19 protein-coding genes are annotated in these 20,109 nt (G+C 67.7%); 11 read left to right on the top strand and 8 right to left on the bottom strand.

Translation table 11 applies throughout. The annotated features are described in order from the left end of the window. The first annotated feature begins 3 nt into the window (after positions 1-3). The 4 genes from wzt to AC5W7N_RS03950 all read left to right on the top strand — a co-directional run bounded on the left by wzt (position 4) and on the right by AC5W7N_RS03950 (position 4,628). Complete coding sequence (wzt, locus tag AC5W7N_RS03935) at positions 4-846, top strand: galactan export ABC transporter ATP-binding subunit Wzt/RfbE (protein WP_163813529.1); 843 nt, start codon at positions 4-6, stop codon at positions 844-846. Then, positions 843-1,829 (top strand): galactofuranosyltransferase GlfT1, encoded by a 987-nt coding sequence (gene glfT1 / locus AC5W7N_RS03940; protein WP_178127823.1) that lies wholly within the window; start codon positions 843-845, stop codon positions 1,827-1,829. The genes wzt and glfT1 overlap by 4 nt, the downstream gene beginning before the upstream one ends. 452 nt (positions 1,830-2,281) lie before the next feature. Further along, positions 2,282-3,328 (top strand): ribosome small subunit-dependent GTPase A, encoded by a 1,047-nt coding sequence (rsgA, locus tag AC5W7N_RS03945; protein ID WP_495923275.1) that lies wholly within the window; start codon positions 2,282-2,284, stop codon positions 3,326-3,328. Positions 3,329-3,782: 454 nt separating this feature from the next. Beyond that, positions 3,783-4,628, top strand: coding sequence for an SDR family oxidoreductase (locus AC5W7N_RS03950; RefSeq protein WP_163813531.1), 846 nt, complete (start codon positions 3,783-3,785; stop codon positions 4,626-4,628). Between the two features lie 56 nt (positions 4,629-4,684). Here AC5W7N_RS03950 and AC5W7N_RS03955 read toward each other — a convergent pair whose 3' ends face one another. Further along, complete coding sequence (locus tag AC5W7N_RS03955) at positions 4,685-4,828, bottom strand: hypothetical protein (RefSeq protein ID WP_490724271.1); 144 nt, start codon at positions 4,826-4,828, stop codon at positions 4,685-4,687. A 92-nt stretch (positions 4,829-4,920) separates the two neighbouring features. On the opposite strand from AC5W7N_RS03955, the gene AC5W7N_RS03960 reads away from it, so the two are divergent. After that, positions 4,921-5,856 carry a hypothetical protein gene (locus AC5W7N_RS03960; RefSeq protein ID WP_495923276.1) on the top strand — a complete coding sequence of 312 codons (936 nt, stop codon included), beginning with the start codon at positions 4,921-4,923 and terminating at the stop codon, positions 5,854-5,856. 309 nt (positions 5,857-6,165) lie between these two features. On the opposite strand, the gene AC5W7N_RS03965 is transcribed toward AC5W7N_RS03960, so the two are convergent. The 3 genes from AC5W7N_RS03965 to AC5W7N_RS03975 form a co-directional block, all read right to left on the bottom strand. Then, the gene (locus AC5W7N_RS03965; RefSeq protein WP_495923278.1) at positions 6,166-6,933 is read right to left on the bottom strand and encodes a hypothetical protein; all 768 of its coding nucleotides are present in this window, start codon (positions 6,931-6,933) and stop codon (positions 6,166-6,168) included. Positions 6,934-7,383: 450 nt separating this feature from the next. Continuing rightward, positions 7,384-9,294 (bottom strand): glycosyltransferase, encoded by a 1,911-nt coding sequence (locus AC5W7N_RS03970; RefSeq protein WP_495924032.1) that lies wholly within the window; start codon positions 9,292-9,294, stop codon positions 7,384-7,386. 138 nt (positions 9,295-9,432) lie between these two features. Next, positions 9,433-9,957, bottom strand: a complete 525-nt coding sequence (locus tag AC5W7N_RS03975; protein ID WP_175585873.1) for a GtrA family protein — start codon at positions 9,955-9,957, stop codon at positions 9,433-9,435. 101 nt (positions 9,958-10,058) lie between these two features. Here AC5W7N_RS03975 and AC5W7N_RS03980 point away from each other — a divergent pair, with 101 nt between their 5' ends. Both AC5W7N_RS03980 and AC5W7N_RS03985 read left to right on the top strand, forming a co-directional pair. Next, positions 10,059-11,021 carry a glycosyltransferase gene (locus tag AC5W7N_RS03980; RefSeq protein ID WP_163813532.1) on the top strand — a complete coding sequence of 321 codons (963 nt, stop codon included), beginning with the start codon at positions 10,059-10,061 and terminating at the stop codon, positions 11,019-11,021. After that, positions 11,018-12,622 (top strand): DUF2142 domain-containing protein, encoded by a 1,605-nt coding sequence (locus AC5W7N_RS03985; protein ID WP_194990182.1) that lies wholly within the window; start codon positions 11,018-11,020, stop codon positions 12,620-12,622. The genes AC5W7N_RS03980 and AC5W7N_RS03985 overlap by 4 nt, the downstream gene beginning before the upstream one ends. Positions 12,623-12,632: 10 nt before the next feature. Here AC5W7N_RS03985 and rfbB read toward each other — a convergent pair whose 3' ends face one another. Next, on the bottom strand, positions 12,633-13,643 hold the full coding sequence (gene rfbB / locus AC5W7N_RS03990) for a dTDP-glucose 4,6-dehydratase (RefSeq protein ID WP_195020413.1): 1,011 nt from the start codon (positions 13,641-13,643) through the stop codon (positions 12,633-12,635). A gap of 303 nt (positions 13,644-13,946) precedes the next feature. Here rfbB and AC5W7N_RS03995 point away from each other — a divergent pair, with 303 nt between their 5' ends. Then, on the top strand, positions 13,947-14,651 hold the full coding sequence (locus AC5W7N_RS03995; protein WP_036531823.1) for a DUF8020 domain-containing protein: 705 nt from the start codon (positions 13,947-13,949) through the stop codon (positions 14,649-14,651). Positions 14,652-14,823: 172 nt separating this feature from the next. Here AC5W7N_RS03995 and AC5W7N_RS04000 read toward each other — a convergent pair whose 3' ends face one another. After that, the gene (locus AC5W7N_RS04000) at positions 14,824-15,810 is read right to left on the bottom strand and encodes an alpha/beta hydrolase (RefSeq protein WP_178127826.1); all 987 of its coding nucleotides are present in this window, start codon (positions 15,808-15,810) and stop codon (positions 14,824-14,826) included. A 336-nt stretch (positions 15,811-16,146) separates the two neighbouring features. Here AC5W7N_RS04000 and rfbA point away from each other — a divergent pair, with 336 nt between their 5' ends. After that, on the top strand, positions 16,147-17,019 hold the full coding sequence (rfbA, locus tag AC5W7N_RS04005) for a glucose-1-phosphate thymidylyltransferase RfbA (protein WP_194992900.1): 873 nt from the start codon (positions 16,147-16,149) through the stop codon (positions 17,017-17,019). A gap of 1 nt (position 17,020) precedes the next feature. Beyond that, entirely contained in the window at positions 17,021-17,575 is a 555-nt protein-coding gene (locus AC5W7N_RS04010; protein WP_163813536.1) for a dTDP-4-dehydrorhamnose 3,5-epimerase family protein, read from the top strand. 21 nt (positions 17,576-17,596) lie between these two features. Here the strand turns inward: AC5W7N_RS04010 and AC5W7N_RS04015 are convergent, their stop codons facing one another. Both AC5W7N_RS04015 and AC5W7N_RS04020 read right to left on the bottom strand, forming a co-directional pair. Next, positions 17,597-18,475, bottom strand: coding sequence for a helix-turn-helix domain-containing protein (locus AC5W7N_RS04015; RefSeq protein WP_280213280.1), 879 nt, complete (start codon positions 18,473-18,475; stop codon positions 17,597-17,599). A 97-nt stretch (positions 18,476-18,572) separates the two neighbouring features. Next, complete coding sequence (locus AC5W7N_RS04020) at positions 18,573-19,133, bottom strand: DUF4282 domain-containing protein (RefSeq protein WP_163813537.1); 561 nt, start codon at positions 19,131-19,133, stop codon at positions 18,573-18,575. Positions 19,134-19,373: 240 nt separating this feature from the next. Between AC5W7N_RS04020 and AC5W7N_RS04025 the strand changes: the two genes are divergently transcribed. Then, complete coding sequence (locus AC5W7N_RS04025; protein ID WP_163813538.1) at positions 19,374-19,856, top strand: hypothetical protein; 483 nt, start codon at positions 19,374-19,376, stop codon at positions 19,854-19,856. Positions 19,857-20,109 lie beyond the last annotated feature (253 nt).

Below are 20,109 nucleotides of genomic sequence, written 5' to 3' on the forward strand. Positions count from 1 at the left end.
ACGATGACCGATCATGTGAGCATCGAAACCCGCAACGCGTGGGTGGAGTTCCCCATCTTCGACGCGAAATCGCGGTCGTTGAAGAAGGCGTTCCTCGGTAAGGCCGGCGGCGCCATCGGGCGCAATCAATCCGACGTCGTGGTAGTCGAGGCGCTGCGCGACATCACCCTCTCGCTCAAGGAGGGCGATCGGATCGGCCTGGTCGGGCACAACGGCGCAGGCAAATCCACGCTGCTGCGGCTGCTGTCGGGAATCTATGAACCCTCCCGCGGCAGCGCCCGTATTCGCGGCCGGGTCGCGCCCGTGTTCGACCTCGGCGTCGGCATGGACCCGGAGATCTCCGGATACGAGAACATCATAATTCGCGGCCTGTTCCTCGGCCAGACGCGCAAGCAGATGATGGCCAAGATCGATGAGATCGCCGATTTCACCGAACTCGGCGAATACCTGTCGATGCCTCTGCGCACCTACTCCACCGGTATGCGGGTGCGGCTGGCGATGGGGGTCGTCACCTCGATCGACCCGGAAATCCTGCTACTGGACGAAGGCATCGGCGCGGTCGATGCGGAATTCATGAAAAAAGCCCGGCTGCGCCTCCAGAAATTGGTGGCCCGATCCGGCATCCTGGTCTTCGCCAGCCATTCCAACGAATTCCTCGCCCAGCTCTGCGATTCGGCCCTGTGGATCGATCACGGCCAGGTCCGGCTGCACGGCGGTATCGAAGAAGTGGTGCGGGCCTACGAAGGCCCGGAGGCGGGTAATCACGTCGCGACCGTCCTTGCCGAATTGGAAGCCGAGCAGGCCGCCGATGACGCCGAACGAGAACTGGAGCCGAACCAGACATGAGTGAGCCGACCGGGAAGAACACCCCGATCGCTGCCGGGGCGTCCCCGGTCGAGTCCGCGACCTCCGCCGAACACCCGGCAGTCGATACCGGCGCGACCGCTCGCATCGTCGCCGTCGTCGTCACCCACAAGCGGCGCGAACTGCTGGCCGAATCGCTGAAGGTGCTGGCCACCCAGTCGCGGCCGGTCGACCATCTCATCGTCGTCGACAACGGCAACGAACCGGAGGTCGCCGAGCTGGTGCGGGATCAGCCGGTGGAAACCACCTACCTGGGCTCGGCCCACAATCTCGGCGGCGCGGGCGGATTCGCGCTCGGCATCCTGCACGCGCTCAGCCTCGGCGCCGATTGGGTGTGGCTGGCCGACGACGACGGCAGGCCAGAAGGCCCCGAGGTGCTGGCGACGCTGCTGGACTGCGCGGGCAGGCACGGGCTGGTCGAGGTCTCGCCCGTGGTCTGCGATATCGACGAACCCGATCGGCTGGCTTTCCCGCTGCGCCGTGGCGTGGTGTGGCGGCGGCTGCGTTCGGAGCTGGGCGAGGAGGATTTCCTGCCGGGTATCGCGTCGCTGTTCAACGGGGCGCTGATCTCGGCGCAGGCGATCGACGTCATCGGGGTGCCCGATCTGCGGCTGTTCGTGCGTGGTGACGAGGTCGAGGTGCATCGGCGCCTGGTGCGCTCCGGGCTGCCTTTCGGCACCTGCCTGCAAACGGCCTACCTGCATCCCAATGGCGCCGCCGAGTTCAAGCCGATCCTCGGCGGCCGGATGCACACCCAGTACCCGGACGATCCGGTGAAGCGCTACTTCACCTACCGCAACCGCGGCTACCTCATGTCGCAGCCGGGGATGCGGAAGCTGCTGCCGCAGGAATGGATTCGTTTCTCCTGGTTTTTCCTGGTGACCAGGCGCGACCCGGCAGGTCTGCGGGAATGGTTCCACCTGCGCAGTCTGGGGCGGCACGAACAGTTCGGGAAGCCGGACTGAGTTCGGATCGCGCCCGGCGGCGTCGTGATCCTCGTCCGGCGCGGCGCGGACGGTACCGGTCCGTCCTCGGCGACTGCTCATGAGGCGGGCGCCATCGGCCGGTGGTTCGGGTCACCGGAAGCTCCCGGCCGTGCGGGAGTCGAGGTCGCCCGGATCCGGCGCAGCACCTGGCGACCCGGGTGCTCATGCGAGGCGTCGGGGGCGGAGCTCGTGACGGCGCCGGCTCAGTGGTGCGGACGCCCGGGAAATTCGGTTGCGCGGGCAGCGGTCGGCGTGTGAGAGTAGGCGCCGAGCTTCGAGGAGAACGAGGAGGTGGAGTTCGTGGTGATTGTCGCGCGGTTTGTCGTGTCCGCGTCGGCTGTGCGGGTGCACACCGGCGGACCGAACTCCATCTCGTACTCAACTCGCTGAGCCCCTCGTCGTGGGCTCGGCCCCACGGAGGTTCTCTCACCATGGTCGATTACGACCTGCTCATTCCCTACGGCTGGACCGACAGCGTCCGGCTCGACTACACCGCACATCTGGAGCCCGGCCATGTACCCGCCAGGGTGATCCGGATGGACCGCGGCGAATGCGATGTCGCCACACCCAGCGGCCTCGGCCGCGCGATCTGCCCACGCTCGGATTCCGAGATCAGCGGACTGTGCACGGGTGACTGGGTGCTCGTCGACGCGACGATGACCGTGCGGCGGCTGCTGCCGCGACGCTCGGCGATCGTACGCACCACCGCGTCACGGGATTCGCGCGCCCAGGTACTCGCCGCCAATGTCGACACGGTACTGATCTGCGCCCCCGCCGACGGTGACGTCGACCTGGGCCGGATCGAGCGGATGCTCGCCCTGGCCTGGGAATCGCACGCGCAACCCGTCGTCGTGCTCACCAAAGCCGATGCGGCCGAGTATCTTCCGCTCGACGAGGTGCGGGCCGTCGCGCCCGGTGCCGCCGTCGTCGCGGTCAGCGCCACCAGCGAGTACGGGCTCGATGTGCTCACCGCGCTGCTCGACGGCACCGTCGCCCTCATCGGCGCGTCCGGTGCGGGTAAGTCGACGCTGGCCAATGCGTTGCTCGGCGCGGATGTGTTCGCCACGAACGACGTTCGCGCGGTCGACAAGAAGGGCAAGCACACCACCGTGCACCGCGAGCTGCGTCCACTCCCCGGCGGCGGCACGCTGATCGATACGCCCGGTCTCCGTGGCGTCGGTCTCTGGGACGCGGCCGAGGGTCTCGAACGCACCTTCAGCGATATCGAAACCCTGGCCGCCGACTGCCGCTTCACCGACTGCGCGCACGACGCCGAACCCGGCTGCGCGGTGCGCGCCGCCATCGACAGCGGTGAACTCACCGAGCGACGGCTGGACAGCTACCGCAAGCTCGCCCGCGAGAACGAGTGGATGGCGGCGCGCAGCGATAAGCGGTTGCGGGCCGAGCGCGAGAAGGCGTGGCGGGATATCAGCAAACAGCACCGCCGGATGTTCCGGGAGAAGAACTCGCGGCGCTGAACCGCGCAACGGGGTCACCGGTAGTGGGTGGCCCCGGTTGCCCGCGGTCGTTCGCCTCGGCCGGATTCACCGGGGCGCGGGCGTCCGCGGCGATCGTTCGGCGGGCAGCCGAGGTGGCCGACCCGGTCCTCCTCCGGCAGCCCCGGGGCGCGGGCGTCCGCGGCAATCGTTCGGCGGGCCGCCGAGGTGGCGGGCACCGTCCATCGTCCGGCAGCACCGGGGCGCGGGCGATCGCGCTCTGTGCGTCCGAACCTCGACTGATCGGCCCGGTTCAGCGTTGCGCTCTCTAGCCCGACCAGCGGAAACAGCTGATCCCGGATAGCTGGAGCGAGTGTGAGGCACAACACTGGCAGGCCCTATGCAACTGGTTGCATAGGGTCTGGGTTTACGCTTAATGTCGAGAAGCGGATGGCCGCGGTACTCGCAACCGCGGCGGACACGACAGGAGCAGTCAATGACCGAATCGAAGCCGCTCGCGGGTAAGACGCTGATCATGTCCGGCGGCAGCCGAGGCATCGGGCTGGAGATCGCCAAGCGAGCCGCGGCCGACGGCGCGAACATCACCCTGATCGCCAAGACCGACAAGCCGCATCCCAAACTGCCAGGCACCATCCACACCGCCGCCGCCGAACTCGAAGCCGCCGGCGGCAAGGTGCTGCCCTTCGTCGGCGACGTGCGCATCGACGAATCGGTCGCCGAAGCCGTGCGCCAGACGATCGAGCAGTTCGGCGGCATCGACATCGTGGTCAACAACGCCTCGGCCATCGACCTCTCGCCCACCGACGCGCTGCCGATGAAGAAATACGACCTCATGCAGGACATCAACTGCCGCGGCAGTTTCCTGCTGTCGAAGCTGTGCATCCCCGCGCTGCGCGAATCCGCCGCGGCCGGGCGCAACCCGCACATCCTCACCCTCTCGCCGCCGCTGAACCTCGACCCGAAGTGGGCGGGCTCCTCGCTCGGCTACACCATCGCCAAGTACGGCATGTCGCTGACCACCCTCGGCCTGGCCGAAGAGCTGAAGTCCGACGGCATCGGCGTCAACTCGCTGTGGCCGCGCACCACCATCGCCACCGCCGCGGTGAAGAACCTGCTCGGCGGCGAGGAAATGGTCGCCACCTCCCGCACCCCCGATATCTACGCCGACGCCGCCTACCTGGTGCTGACCTCCCCCTCGACCGAAACCACCGGCAACTTCTTCATCGACGACGACGTCCTCGCCGCCCACGGCATCACCGACCTGGACAAGTACCGCGTCACCCCGGGCGATGGCCCCCTGACCACCGACCTGTTCCTCTGATCGGTTCCGGCCCACAACGCCACGGCCCCGCACAGGCGGACCGTGGCGTTCTGCTGTCACCGTCCAGGGGCCTTGTCACGCGTCAGCCGAATCTGCCGGTCGACCTCATGCGCCAATTCGCAGGCGCGGTAGGCGGACTTGTACTCGAGGGTCTTTCGAGCGGCACGGAGCTGCGCGTCGAATTCTTCCTGTGTGCTCATTGCGAATCTTCCATGTAGTCGAAGAGCGCGCACCGGCCAGCGGAGCTGCGCAGCCGGCGGCGCGTAGCGGGATCCTGGGGCAGTATTCCTTTATGGGGAGGATCAAGTGTGCGGTCTGGGTTTTCGTTCTGGTGGCGGTCGTGGTTGCCGCCGTCGGGTGCACCGGGTTGCCCGGGCGGCCGACGCAGGTGAAACAGTTGCAGGCCGAGATCGCGGTGATGCCCGGCGTGGAGAGCTTCTCGGCCAGTTACTCCAATAACATCACCCATGGTGCGGTGCTGGATCTGTGGGTGCGGATGCCCGGGGCGAGCGAAGATCAGATCGCGGCGGTGGCCCGGCGGATCAATGAGATCAAGGCGGATTACTTCGAAGGATACGACCAGACAACGGAGTTCATCGTCGGGGAGCGGCTGAAGGTTCGGCGCGGGGAACGTCTCGATCCGGATCAGGTTGCCGCCGATGCCCGCGGAGTCCGGCAGATCGGAGGCGCACTGCCCGGCACCGAGGTCTCCTGGTTCCGCGGGAAGGTGGCCACCATTACCTTGAATCACTCGCCCGCGGCGGCCGAATCGCTAGCCGCTGTGCGTCCGGTGATCGGCACCGACGCACTCGGGGTCGACATCCTCCCGGCCGGAGACGCGCCGATGTGGTGGGTAGGGTTTCCGCTCACGGCGGAGCGTGAACAGCAGTTGCTGACCCTCGTCAATGGGCTGCCAGTGCAGGCCCTCGCCGTCCGGATCGAAGACGGGCACATGTCGAACATGAGTGTCGGTGTCCGGGATCCGGCCTCGGCGTACGCGGATCTGACGGCGACGATCACCGCCCTACAGCCGACAACCCGCCACCCGATGCTACTGCGGTGGAGCGGTACCCGTGGGCCGGACGGCAAGTCGTTCAGCGGCTCCGTCCACGTGGGCGGGTGTTCGTACGGCACCACGGCCGGAGAACAGGATCCCGAGAGCTACTACCCGCCGGAGGCGATCGACGTACAACGCCGTCTCCGTGAACAGTTCGACACCTGCCAGTAGGTGGGGCGAGAAACAGCCCGGCGTTGCCGGTCGGCGAGGTTGTTACCGCGCCGTCGTAAGGCGACTGCCCTCCTGTATACTTGAATCCCGTAGCGGCCGATGGGTTTTCGGGAGGACGCAAGCCGATTCGCACAACGCTGGTCACGCCCCCGCCCTCGCCTCGGTGTTCCGTCCCAGCGGGCGGTGAGAGCGAGCAGCGGCGGCGTCTACCGGCAGGATCCGGCCCGATTGCAGGTCGACGCTGCCCCCGGCGGGACAGGTCCGCCACTGACGGAGCCGGGCCGCGTGCGATCCGGCTCCGGACAACGTCTAGATCAGCAGCAGCGGCAGGATCGAGAGCAGGATCAGCAAGGCGGCGCAGGCCCAGGAAATGTAGACGAAGACCATGCCCGGGGTCTTCTGGGGGCCCGGGCCGATGGCGCCGTTGAGGAAGATCAGGGCGGGGGCGCGGTAGTAGAGGCGCGCGGCCTGGCCTTCGGCGACGGGGACGGCGGTGGTGGCGGGGCCCATGTCGAACAGCCAGGGAGTGCTGACCTTGACGTGGTGTTGGCCGGGGCCGACCGGGATGTGGTTGGCGCCCCAGCGGGTGTTGGGCACCTGCTGGCCGTTGACGATGATCTTCGGTTTGGTGATGGCGAGCAGGAAGGCCAGCGGAGTGTAGGAGGCGTCGACGGTGAGGCCGGGCGGGTCGCCGGGCAGGCCCTGGCCGGCCGCGGGAGCCTGCGCGCCCGGGCCGCCGTACGGCATGGGCGGCTGAGCGCCTGGCATCGGCGGACGACCCTGTGGCGGCATGCCCTGCGGCGGTTGACCATACGGCCCGCCCTGCGGGAACTGCGGTGCCCCATTCAACATCGGCGGACGGCCTGGCATCGGCTGACCAGGCGCCTGCTGGCCCGGCATCGGATGGCCCATCGGCGGTTGACCCGGCATCGGATGACCGGGCGACTGGCCCGGCATCGGCTGACCCATCGGCGGCTGACCGTACGGCGGAGCACCCGGCGGCGCGTACTGCGGCGCACCCCCGAACTGCGGCTGACCTGGCACCGGCTGCGCCTGCGGCGGCCCCGGGTAACTCATCGATTCCTCCCAAGATCGGTAACGTGCACGCGCACCCTACCGAGGTTTCGCCGGTGGCTCATGTCGAGAGCGGCGGGCCGGCTTCGTCTGATCACTGCCGCAGCCGCCGTCGAGGCGGCTCGAGCTCACTAGTACCTACCCATCTCAGGCGAGCTCGAACCACAAGACGACTGCGTCGGCTGCGTCCGATTCATGCCGCGGCCGCCGTGAAGCAGCCCGGGCACACCGGTATCTACCCGTCCGGGGCAGGCTCGAACCACGAGAGGGCCGCGCATCGCGCCAGAGCACGCCGGCACTGTCTACGGCGAATCACACTCGGATACCGACACGGAGACACCGAGTCCGACCATGGCAATCACGGCGATCCACGAACCATCCCGAACTGTCGCGGCACGCCGAAACTCCATCGGCGACAACCGTTGTCATCCGGCGTCACCGATGGTTCCGCGCTCAGCGCGCCTCGCGACCTCCGTCGATCCCGTACAACCGCTCCCAATTCTCACGGCTGGTGAGCTCCGGCATCGCCGCCCGGTACTGCTGTTGCAGCGCGGGCAGTTCGCGGCGCAGGCGGCGCAGCACCCGGATGGTGCGCAGCAGCAGTTTGCGCGCGGTCGCCTTGTCGCGGCGGCGAACTCGCACACCGGACTGGGAGGCATCGGTGACGACGACGTGGTCGAACAGCGACACGTGCCACCAGTGCGCGTCCTCGCGGGTGACGCCGACGATGCCTTGCTGGGTGCGCCCGGTCCACTGCGTGATCGCGCGCTTGACCAGCACCGCGAGCAGCCGGCTCGGCTCACCACCAGCGCGCCGGACCTGGATCTCGGCGGAGGACACCGGCGGCGTGGCGGCCGGATGCTTGATGGTCTCGGCGAATTCGGCGCGGCTGGTGCGGGCCGCCGCCAGCGCCTCGATGCCGCCGTCGCGCAGCACCTGCGGGCCACGCAGGAAGTCCTCGATACCCTGCAACGTGGTGTGCGCGAGGCCGTACTGCATGGCCACCAAATGCTCGGCCAGGTTGCGGAACAGCTGCCGGGTGATCGCCTTGCCGTCGAGATCGGTGTGCATGGCGCACACGATCAGCGAGTTGCGGGTGCTGAAGTAGCGGGCCCAGTCGTCGAAGTCTTTCCAGTAGAAATCGGCGTGCCAGACCGCGGCATTGGGCAGCGTCACCGTGACGAAGCCGTGCTCGCGGGCGCGAACGCCGTATTCGACGTCGTCCCACTGGAAGAAGATCGGGATCGGCAGCCCGATCTTCTTGACCACCTCGGCCGGGATCAGGCAGGTCCACCAGGCGTTGTAGCCGGCGTCGACGCGGCGTTCCTGGTTCTTCTTCAGCATGCTGGTGTTGCGCAGGGCCTTCGGCACCTTCTGCCCGTGCATCAGCTTGTCCAGATGCACTTCCTCGGCGCCGACGTTGAGGTAGTCCGGGTTGAGCAGGAACAGCATCTGTGCGCCGACCAGCGTCGGTTCCACGGTCAGATTGGCGAAAGCGTTGAGCCGCAACACCGTTTCCGGCTCGCACAGGATGTCGTCGTCCATCAGGATGACGTCGGCGTGCTCATTGGCGCCGGACACCTCGTAGAGCCCGCGGGTGAACCCGCCGGCCCCGCCGAGGTTGGGCTGACGGATGTAGCGCAGCTTGTCACCGAAGACGGGCAGCGTCTGCTGGAACAGCGGCCGGTCCTGTACCAGGTCGGTGCCCTGATCGACCACGTAGACCGCATCGATGGCGGCGAGCACGACCGGATCGGAGGCGAGCGCGGCGACGGTGTGCGCGCAATCCTCGGCCCGGTTGAAGGTGCAGATCGCGATGGCGACCGGACGCACCCGCTCCGGTGCGGCGGTGGTCCAGGTGAGTTCGGAGATGCCGAGCTCGGCGCCGACCGCGTCGAACTCCAGCCACAGCGCGCCACCGTCGACGTACTGGTCCAGCGGCGCGGACAGGGTCAGCGGACCGCTGGCATCGACGTCGGCGCTGGCGATGATGCGCCGGTGCCCGGCGATATCGGAGGCGACCAGCCGCACCCGCGCCTTGTTCGCCACCTCGAGCATCATCGTCGCCTCGACCGCGGTGACGGTGGTCCAGCGCTGCCAGTAGCTGGCCGCGAACCGCCCGAAATAGGTGTTGGTGTGCGCGAGGGCGCCCTTCTCCAGCCGCAACGCCTGCCGTTCCCGCGTCGAGCGGCCCTTGACCACGGCGTACAGCTCATCGCTTACCTTCGGCGACGGGCCGGTGAAGATCCCTCGCTGCAGCACCAGTCGATCGGGCGCCGGGTGGGAGGCGACACGCAACGCGTCCGGCGCTACGTCCGCGCGATCGTTCGTTTCGGTAACGGCCTGGGTAGCCGACTGGTCCATGAAGTCCTCGAAATTCCTCATTGTGCCGACGGGACAGACATGTCCCTGCATACGGTTCGCGGCGGGAGCGAGGATATCAATCGCACACGCCGTAAGCCCGCCGAGTAGCTACCCGGCCGGCCGGTCGGATAACCCTGCTCATTCGGCGCCGACCCGTTCCGGAGCGGGGGCGCTCTTGCCCACGAAGACGAACTTGTCGTAGGCCCAGTAGCGGAACACCACGGCGACGATCTGGCCGATCAGGGTGCCGGAGATGTTGTCCGAGAGCGCGCTGGAAAGATCCAGCACATAACGGGAAAAGCCCAGGCAGCCCAGCTGCAAGCCGATGGCGATGACGTTGAACACCGCGTACAGCAGGTACTCGCGCCCTGGGTTGTCGGTCTTCTTGTGCGAGAAGGTCCACCACTTGTTGCCGAAGTAGGTGACCACCGTCGCGACCGCGATCGCGATGATCTTCGCGGGCAGCGGTGCGTGATAGAGCACACCCTCCCCACCCCAGAACACCAGCAGGTTGTAGGTGCCCGCGTCGACCAGGAAACCGATGGCACCGACCACCAGGAACGCACTGCCCTGACGCAGCGCGGTGAACACTTTGCCGGTCAACGACGCGGGCGCCGCAGGCGCTGACTGCGGTGCGGGACTCGTCGGCTCACTGGGTGACACTCGGGCGACGGTACCGCAGGCACCTCGCTGGGGCGTTTGCCCGCGCGCACCTGTAATCTCCCGGTGTTCCCATTCACAGCCGACCTCGAGGATTGACCCGGGTGGATCCCACCGAGCTTCGCATTGCCGCCGTGGTCCCTTGCCACAACGAAGAGGCTTCGGTCGCCAAGGTCGTCACCGACCTGCAGGCCGCCGTGCCGGGCATCGTCGTCTACGTCTACGACAACCTGAGCACCGACGCCACGGCAGAACGCGCCCGCGAAGCCGGTGCGATCGTGCGGGCCGAGCACACCAAGGGCAAGGGCAATGTGGTTCGCCGCGCCTTTGCCGACATCGAGGCCGATGTGTACCTGATGATCGACGGCGACGACACCTATGAGGCGTCGGCCGCACCGCTGATGATCAAAACCCTGCTCGACGGCCCCTACGACCATGTGCTCGGCGTGCGCAAGCAGGACGAGGGCGCCTCGGCGTACCGTGCGGGCCACGAGACCGGCAACAAGGTGCTCAACGGCGTGGTCGGCAAGGTGTTCGGCGAGAACGTCGAGGACATGCTGAGCGGGTTCAGGGTGTTCTCCCGCCGCTTCGTCAAGAGCTTCCCCGCCGTCTCCCGCGAGTTCGAGATCGAGACCGAGCTGACGGTGCATTCGCTGCATCTGCGGGTGCCGCAGACCGCGGTCCCGGTGGGTTTCCGTGACCGCCCGGCCGGCAGCGAGAGCAAGCTGCGCACCTACCACGACGGTTTCAAGATCCTGGCGCTCATCATCGGGCTGGCGCGGCATGAGCGGCCGGTCGCCTTCTACGGCCTGTTCGGCACGTTGAGCTGGCTGGTGTCGGTGATCCTGACGATTCCGATCGTCATCGAGTTCTACGATTCGCACACCGTGCCGCGTTTTCCCACGCTGTTCCTGGCCTTCACCCTGCTGCTGCTCGGCAGCCTGGCCTGGACCGCGGGCATGATCCTCGACGGCATCCGCCGGTCGCGGCATGAAACGGCGCGACTGGTCTACCTGCGCTATTCGGCTCCCGGGGAGGACCCGCGTCCCGGCGAGGCCGGGCGTTGACGACCTCGGCCGACCGGAAATCCGCAGCGTCCGAGGATCCGGCCGACCCCGAGACCCCCACCGCTGACACCGGCGGCGCGGCGAAGTCCGAAGCCGCGAGCCCGGCCGCGTCGTCGCGCCCCGAGAAGTCCTCGCGGACCGCGAATCCCCTGCGCCGCACCGCCGACACCCTGATCGCCAGGTTCGGCGCCGCGACCCTCGCCTTCACCATCCTGGCGGCCCTGTTCGGCGCCGTATTCGCGGTGATCACCCCGCCGTTCTGGGGTCACGACGAGATCACCCAGTTCGGGCGCGCCTATCAGGTCGCGCACGGCGGCTTCCTGCCGCAGGAAATCGATGACGATCGCGGCGTCGCCTACGGCGGCCAAGCGCCCGCGGCCATCGACGCGCTGATGGGCTACGCCTTCCGCGACTACAACGACAACCCGGAAGAGCCGGGCGCGATGGTCGGCGACCCGGGCGGCTACGACCGCGTCGGCGGCGCCGAGGTGACCGCCGAGCACAAGACGATCTGGTTCACCAACACCGCCGCCTACTCGCCGGTTCCTTATGTTCCGGCCGCGATCGGTATCCGGCTGGCCGGGGTGCTCGATCTGGACGCGGGCGGCATGGTGCTGCTGACCCGGCTCGCCGGTCTGCTCGCCTATCTCGTGGTGGTCGGATTCGCGCTGTGGGCGTTGCGCGGCTATCGCGTGCAGTGGCTGGCCTTCAGTGTGGCGTTGCTGCCCATCGCGGTGTTCCAGGCGGGCACCGTCACCGCGGACACGATGACCAACGCGCTGGCCATCATGGTCTCGGCGCTGCTGGTCAAGGCACTGTTCCTCGGTCGGGGGCTGGGCCGGGTGGAGACGACGGCGCTACTCGCCGCGACGGTGCTGCTGCCGTTGAGCAAGCCCACCTACGTGCTGCTGGCCATGCTGGTGGTCCTGGTTCCGGCGAAGCGCTTCGGTTTCTCGGGCCTGCTGCGCCGGCTGCCGTGGCTGTGCGCGGCCATCGGCGCGGCCGGGTTCGCGGTGTGGATGAAGATCGCCGCGCCGACCGGTGACGGCATGAGCCTGATGCGTCCGCGGCACCAGTGGTACACGGTGAATCCGGGCGAACAGCTCAGCGGCATCCTGCGTGACCCGTTCGGTTTCCTCGGCGTCTTCGGCGAGAGCATCGCCCGCCGCGATCAGGAGTGGTTCACCGAGTTCTTCGGCGAGCTCGGCTTCGGGTACGTGGATGTGCCCGCGATGTCGATCGTGACCTGCCTGCTGGCGTTCGCGGTCGGTCTCGGGATCGCCGAGCGGATGACGACCCCGGATTTCCGGCGCACCCTGATCGTGGCGCTGACGCTGGCGGCCAGCGTCGCGATGATCTACGTGACGCTCTACATGTCGTTCACGCCGGTCGATTTCTACATCATCGACGGCGTGCAGGGCCGCTACTTCGTACCGCTGGCCATCCTCACCTTCGCGGTGCTGCTGCGCTGGATGCCGTTGCGGCTCACCGGCCCCGGCGGTAAGGCGCCGGGCCGCGCGGCGCCGATCACCATCGTGGCGGCCACCACCATCGCGCTGGCCGCGGCGGCCATCAAGTACTACGTGGTGGTCTGGGGCTGAGCGCGGCAGCTCAGTTCGGGCTGATCGTCGTCTCGCCGGCCGCCGCGTACGCGCGTTCGGTGCTCTCCTTGTGCGGACGCCACCAGTCCTCGTTCGCGCGGTACCAGGCGATGGTGTCGGCCAGGCCGGCCCGGAAATCGGCGTAGCGGGGCCGCCAGCCGAGCTCCTCGCGCAGCAGGCTCGCGTCGATGGCGTAGCGCTGATCGTGCCCGGGCCGGTCGGTGACGTGGTCGAAATCGTCCGGGTCGCGGCCGAACACCTCGAGGATCAGCCGCACCACGGTCTTGTTGTCGAGTTCGCCGTCGGCGCCGATGAGGTAGGTCTGCCCGATGCGGCCGCGTTCGAGCACATCCCAGACCGCGCGGTTGTGGTCGTCGACGTGGATCCAATCCCGGATCTGATGGCCCGCGCCGTACAGCCGCGGCCGCACCCCGTCGATGAGATTGGTGATCTGGCGCGGAATGAACTTCTCCACGTGCTGGTACGGGCCGTAGTTGTTGGAGCAGTTGGACAGGGTGGCGCGGATCCCGAACGAGCGAGTCCAGGCCCGCACCAGCAGATCGCTGGCGGCCTTGGTCGCCGAATAGGGGCTGGACGGGTTATAGGCGGTCTGCTCGGTGAAGGCCGGATCCGCGGCCTCCAGGTCGCCGTACACCTCGTCGGTGGAGACGTGGTGATAGCGCACGTCGTGCCTGCGCACCGCCTGCAGCAGCGAGTACGTGCCGATGATGTTGGTCTGGACGAACGGCCAGGGCTCGGTGAGCGAATTGTCGTTATGCGATTCGGCGGCGAAGTGGACCACCGCGTCGACACCGCTGACCAGTTCGTCGACCAGATCGAGGTCGGCGATGTCGCCGTGCACGAAGTCGATGCCCTCGGCCACGGGCGCGAGCGAGGCTCTGTTCCCAGCGTAGGTGAGCGCGTCGAGCACGGTTACCGTGACGTCGGGCCGCTCGGTCACGGTCTGCTGGACGAAATTCGCCCCGATGAACCCGGCACCGCCGGTTACCAGCAATCGCACCCCACTTACCTTACGTCGCCGCGAGCGGGCTCCGGGTACCGCGGGCATGGGCGAATTGCGAAGATAGCCGAGACGGATGGATGTGTCCTTGCTCGCTTTGAATTCCGATTCAGCGAAACACCGCCTCCGCGAATCCCCTGGAAACGCCGCCCAGAAGTACACATTTCCAGAACCGCACCGCGCTAAACGCGCCCCCGGTGAACAGAATTTGAACGAACGGACACAGCCGGTTCACCCATCGTTAGCTGAATTCTATTTCGATCATTTCGTCCCCTCCGAACGCTTTACATCGAGGTTCCAGAAATGCTGATGAGGAAATTCGCCGCGACTTCGGCGCTCGTGATCGCCGCGCTCGGCGTCACGGCCGGCACCGTCAACGCCGCGCCCGCCCCCGAGACCGCCGTCAACTTCACCGCCGAGAGCACCGAGTCGTCGACGATCATCACCACCGATGCCGGCTCGCTGGTCGTCGAGGACAACACCTTCAAGGTGAAGGCGAGCAACGGCACCGTGCTGGCCGGAACCCCGCTGTCGTTCCGCGTCGACGATTTCGAGTTCCCGATCGCCGCCGACATCTCCGGCCGCACCGCCACCCTGACCCCGCAGCTGGACATGGCCAAGGCCGTCTACAAGCCGGTCGCCCTGCCGTTCGAGGACCAGGCCAACTGGAAGTCCCCCTATGACCGGGAGAAGGACGCCTTCAACCGGATGAAGGACACCATCAGCACCGGCGCCACCATCGCCACCCTGGTCGGCGGCATCGGCGGCGCGGCCGTCGGCTGCGTGCTCGGGGGCATCGCGGGCGCCACCGTCGCCTCGGCCACCATCATCGGCCTGTTCGGCCCGTTCATCCCGGCCGCCGCGGTCGGCTGCATCGGCGGCATCCTCGCCGTCGGCGCGCTCGGCACCCTGGCCGGCCAGATCCTGATCACCGCGCCCGTCGCGATCGGCGCCGCGATCCAGTACTTCACCACCATCAACCAGCCGTTCAACCCGCCGGCCAAGTAATTCTCCGACGGTTCCCTACAGCAGGTGACCCCGTCCGGTTCCGACCGGGCGGGGTTTCTGCGGTGATGGCCGAATATTTGCCCGCGAAATTACGGAACGTATTTCGGATCACATTGTTGCGGTATTCCTATCGGGCGGATTCGGCACGTGTGCGGGATTGTTCACCCACGGTTCACGCGGTACGCACGTGCTCGGCCTGTTCGATTCTTGCTCGAATGAATCGTGAGGCGCGCGCCAGGGCCGCCCGGCCCTCGGGCAGATTCGGCGCGATGCTCATGAAATCGTGCACCGTGCCACGCCAGAGCTCGAGCGAGTTCGGCACGCCCGCCGCGGTGAGCCGCCGGGCCATGAGCTCGCTGTCGAAGCGCAGCAGCTCCTGTTCGGCCGCGATCAGCAGGACTGGGGGCAGTCCGGTCAGTGTCGCGTTGACCGGGGACAGCTTCGGATCGAGTACGCCGGCGACCTCACCGCCGAGCCGCACCACCGCCGTCAGCGCCGCCAGCGGGATGTAGGCGTCGCGCGCGGTCTTCTCGTACTCGCTCTTCGCGGCGTAATCGAGATCGAGCAGCGGGCTGAGCCCGAGGATCCCGGCCGGCGCGGGCAGACCCACCTGTAGTGCGGCGAGCACGGTGGAGAAGGCCAGCAGACCGCCCGCCGAATCGCCTGCGATGACGATGCGCGCGGGATCGACGCGGTGGCGCAGCAGCCAGCGGTAGGCCTCCAAGCAGTCGGCCAGCGATTCGGTGATCCGGGTCCCGGGCAGCTGCCGGTACTCGACGTTGACCACCGGCAGCCCGGTCCGGCGCGCCAAGCCGGCCACGACGGGCCGGTGGGTGCGCAGCCCACAGATGGCGAAGCCGCCACCGTGGAAATACAGCACCGCACCGTGGCGCAGCGCCCGCGATGCTCCGGCCGGACGCACGATCTCCATCCGGAAACCCTTCATCCTGACCTGTTCGCGGTCGATGCCCGCGGGCTCCGGGCGCAACATCGACAGGCCGTCGATCAGGGCCGCGCCGACGGGCAGCGTCATCCGGTTGATCGGGAAGCTGCGCAGCACCGGTCGCACCACACCTCGGAAGGCTGCCTCGAAGACGCGTCCCGGCGCACTCGGACCGCCGGGATTCACCACGATGCCCGGTTCTTTTGTCGCACCCATGGCGCACCTGCCTCCGCTGGGGCGTCGAACCCCGGCCGGACGGCAGCCCGGATGAGCGTCGACGCTGACGTTCACACCGATCACCCGGCGCCAGTTCAGAAGCAAGTATGTTTCACAACTCGCCGCCCCGGCACACCGCGTGACCGCTATCTGTGCAACAACAGTGCCCGAATCCGCTGTTCCCCATACCTGGTACCCGCACTCCGTAACCGTTTCGAACAGCACTCGGAATCTGCTCGATGCCTGGGCCGGCCGTCGGCCGCACCCGAACGTCGCGGCCGCAGGCGGTCGAACCGGTCGCCCTCATCCCCCGATGCCCTGGCAGACTGTGCAGACATGCGCGGAATCATCTTGGCCGGCGGCACCGGGACCCGGTTGCACCCGATCACGCGCGGTGTCAGCAAGCAGCTGGTCCCGGTCTACGACAAGCCGATGGTCTACTACCCGCTCTCCACGCTGATGCTGGCCGGGATCCGCGAGATCCTGGTGATCACCACCCCGGAGGACGCGGAATCGTTCCGCCGCCTGCTCGGCGACGGCACCCAGTTCGGCATCACCATCGACTACGTCGTCCAGCCCGAACCCGACGGCCTGGCCAGGGCCTTCGTCCTCGGCGCCGACCATATCGGCACCGACTGCGCGGCGCTGGTGCTCGGCGACAACATCTTCCACGGGCCGGGCCTCGGCACCAGCCTGAGCCGGTTCGCCGGACTGGACGGCGGCGCGGTCTTCGCCTACCGCGTATCGGACCCCTCGGCCTACGGCGTCGTCGAATTCACCGACGGCCGAGCGGTATCCATCGAGGAGAAGCCGAAGGTCCCGCGCTCGAATTTCGCGATCCCCGGCCTGTACTTCTACGACAACGATGTCGTCGAGATCGCCCGCGGCCTGCGGCCATCGGCACGCGGCGAATACGAGATCACCGATATCAACCGGGCCTATCTGGAAGCGGGCAAGCTGCACGTCGATGTGCTCGCCCGCGGCACCGCGTGGCTGGACACCGGAACCTTCGACTCGCTGCTCGATGCCGCCAACTACGTGCGCACCATCGAGGAACGCCAAGGCCTCAAGATCGGCGTGCCGGAGGAGGTCGCCTGGCGGATGGGCTATATCGACGACGAACAGCTGTGCGCGCTGGCCGATCCGCTGGTCCGCTCCGGGTACGGCAGCTATCTGCTCGATCTGCTCGAGCACGGACAAGGTTGGTGACATGCAGATCACGGAGATGTCGATCCCGGGCGCCTGGGTGTTCACCCCGCGGCTGCACAGCGACGAGCGCGGGACGTTCGCCGAGACGTTCAAGGCCTCCGAGTTCGAGAAGGCCACCGGCCGGCGCTTCGATCTGCTCCAGGTCAACACCTCGGTGTCGGCCGCCGGGGTACTGCGCGGCATCCACTACACCGAAAACCCACCCGGTCAGGCCAAATACGTGAGCTGCGTGCGCGGCGCCTTCCTCGATGTAGTGGTGGATCTGCGCGAGGGCTCGCCGACGTTCGGGCGCTGGGACAGCGTCGTACTCGACGATGTGCACCGCCGTTCGGTGTTCCTATCCGAGGGCCTCGGCCACGCGATCCTGTCACTGGCCGACGATTCCACCGTCACCTATCTGTGCTCGCTGGAATACTCCCCCGAATTCGACCATGATCTGGACGCTTTCGATCCGCAGCTGGCCATCGACTGGCCGCGCACCGATCGCGACGGCCGTCCGCTGACCTACCTGCGCTCGCCGAAGGACGCCGCCGCGCCCCGCCTGGCCGATCGCTGAGCCCGCCTCGCCCGGCAGGCCTCAGCGGACGTTGGCGCGTGCGTCATCGATCGCGGTGCGCGCGTCCACCGCCACCGCCCGGATACTGTCGAAAGCCGCCCGGTAACGGTCGATTTCGTGCGATTTGTCCAGGTAGACCGGCCCGGTGAAGGCCTCGACGTACACCACCGGCGGTTCCGGCGCACCCGCCCCCGGATCGAGCGCGGGGAATTCCAGCAGCACGAACGGCCCGGACTCGATGCCGCGGTGGTACTCGGCATCCGAGGGCACCACCTGGATGCGCACATTCGGCAGCTCGCACATCAGCCGGAGATGGTCGAGCTGGCCCGCGGTCACCGAACGATCGCCCAGCGGCCGCCACAGCGCGGCCTCGCCGATCAGCACATCCAGCCGCAACGGCGCTTCGTCCCTGGTGAGCAGGGGCTGGCGGGCCATCCGCAACCGCACCCGGCGCTCGATATCGGAATCGGACAGCTCCGGGCGCGCGGCCCGCAGCAGCGCGCGAGCATAGGCCTCGGTTTGCAGCAGGCCGGGAATCAGCTGGTCCTCGTAGGCGTACAGCCGCGCGGCGGCCTCCTCCAACCCGATGTAGACGTCGAATCCCTCACCGATGACGTCGCTGTAACCGGTCCACCATCCGCGCGCCTTGGTCTCCTTGGCCAGCGCGGTGAGCGGTGCGACGGCCTCCGGCGGCGCCCCGTACACCTTGCACATGGCCTCTACATCCAGGCCGCGCAGTGAGGTCTGCCCGGTTTCGATGCGCCAGATCTTGGCTTCCGACCATTCCAATTGCTGCGCCGCGGCGCGCGTGGTCATCCTCGCCCGGTTGCGCAGATCGCGCAGCTGCCTGCCGAGGCGCCGCCTCGGCATGGTCGAGCCGGTGGTCCCCTGTGCTGCCACTGTTCCCCCTTGTTAGACGAACGGCATTGTTCCACAAGGAAACCGGACGGCAATACCAGGGATGTCACAGATAGGACAGGTGTCGCTTGCAGGACAATCACTTACGGGAGCCGCCGCGGCGGAACCGCCAGAACTGCACCGCGCGAACGTCTTCGGAGAGCTGGTTGACCGGCTCGGCCACGTCGGACAACGCCTGGAACAGGTCGTCGGCCAGATCGCTGATGTGCTCGACGCGAGTGGCCAGCCGGGAGGCGTTCACCAGGAACTCCAGCACCAGGCGCACCGAGGCGGCGATGCTCAACCCCAGCGGCACCGCGATCAAGGCGGCGAAGATGCCGAGCAACGCCGAGGCCTGCCACATCAGCACCGTCAGCGCGATCGGGATGCCGAAGGCGAACAGCAGCCCGAGCAGATAGGCCAGCGGCAGCAGCGTGCGGGTGACGGGCCTGCGGAACTGCACATCGAGCAGGCCGCGCACGGCGTCGGCGCACCACTGCCGGAACGCGCGCCTGCTGACGAACGGCTCCGGCTGGGTCTCCTCGTCGGCGGCCGCGCCGGAGAACCGGCGGGCCGCGGTCGAGCGCCAGGTGATCCAGCGCGACTCGGCCTCCAGGTCGTCCGGTTGCGGCGACTCGGTGCGGCCGGACTCATCACTCATGCCGGGAATCCTTCCCGCTCCCGGCCGCGGAAACCAGCCCCGACCTCGTCACATCTGCCCCGGTCATAGCCATGCCACCGGCCGATGGGCGCCCTAGCACCGATCGCTATTACTCGCCGGTAAATGAGACGAATCCGACAGTTGTGAAAAATTCTCGGAATCTCGTAACGCTTCGGGCACCTGCCCTCGATACGAACCATGAATGCAGGACCTGATCTGTAACGGGGAATGGAGAAGACAGTGCGCACGACGTTTCCGACTTCCGTCTCGGCGGACGCCATGTCCGCAGCCGCGCAGGACTACACCCAGCGCGGTTGGACGGTCGCCGAAACGGCCAACGGTCTGTGCCTGATCACCGATGACGACCTGTCCGCCATCGAGGTCAGTGGGGAGCTGGCCGCGGAGGTCCGTCGCTTCCTGCGTGCCAACAACCTGTCCGGACCGGTGATCGAGATCCCCGGTACCGAGCGTCGCGAGATCCACCTCGTCACCGGTGCCCGTAAGGCCGCCATGGCGATCGAGGCCATGCGCGCGGCCGGGGTCACCGTCCACACCGACGGTGCGAGCATCCCGCTGCCGCCGACCCAGCTCTCGGCCGGATCGGCCTGCTGGGGCATCGCCCCGGGCGAGGCCCGCTGGCTGCCGCCGGTGGTCGCGATCAGCGCCGCCGTCCGGGCCGCTGCGGCCCGCAAGCGTGGACAGCTCACCAGCGTCGCCTGCTGAGCCGGCACCGCAGACACGGACCAGACCGTCCGATCGACAACTGCACACGGCAGACACCGACCCCGTCGTTCCCCGACGGGGTCTTTGCCGTGCCGCGAAAACCCTTGTGCGCGGGCAGGTTCGCCGCGCGGTAACCCGATGCCGATAATCGAACGAACCAGTCTGTTTTGTCAGTGCCCGGAAAACCTTGGGCGAGCTCGGGATTCGTCGGCCCGGCTGGACGCATTCCGCTCCGCAACCGAGTGTTTGCCGG

It is taken from the genome of Nocardia sp. CDC519, from assembly GCF_059509835.1.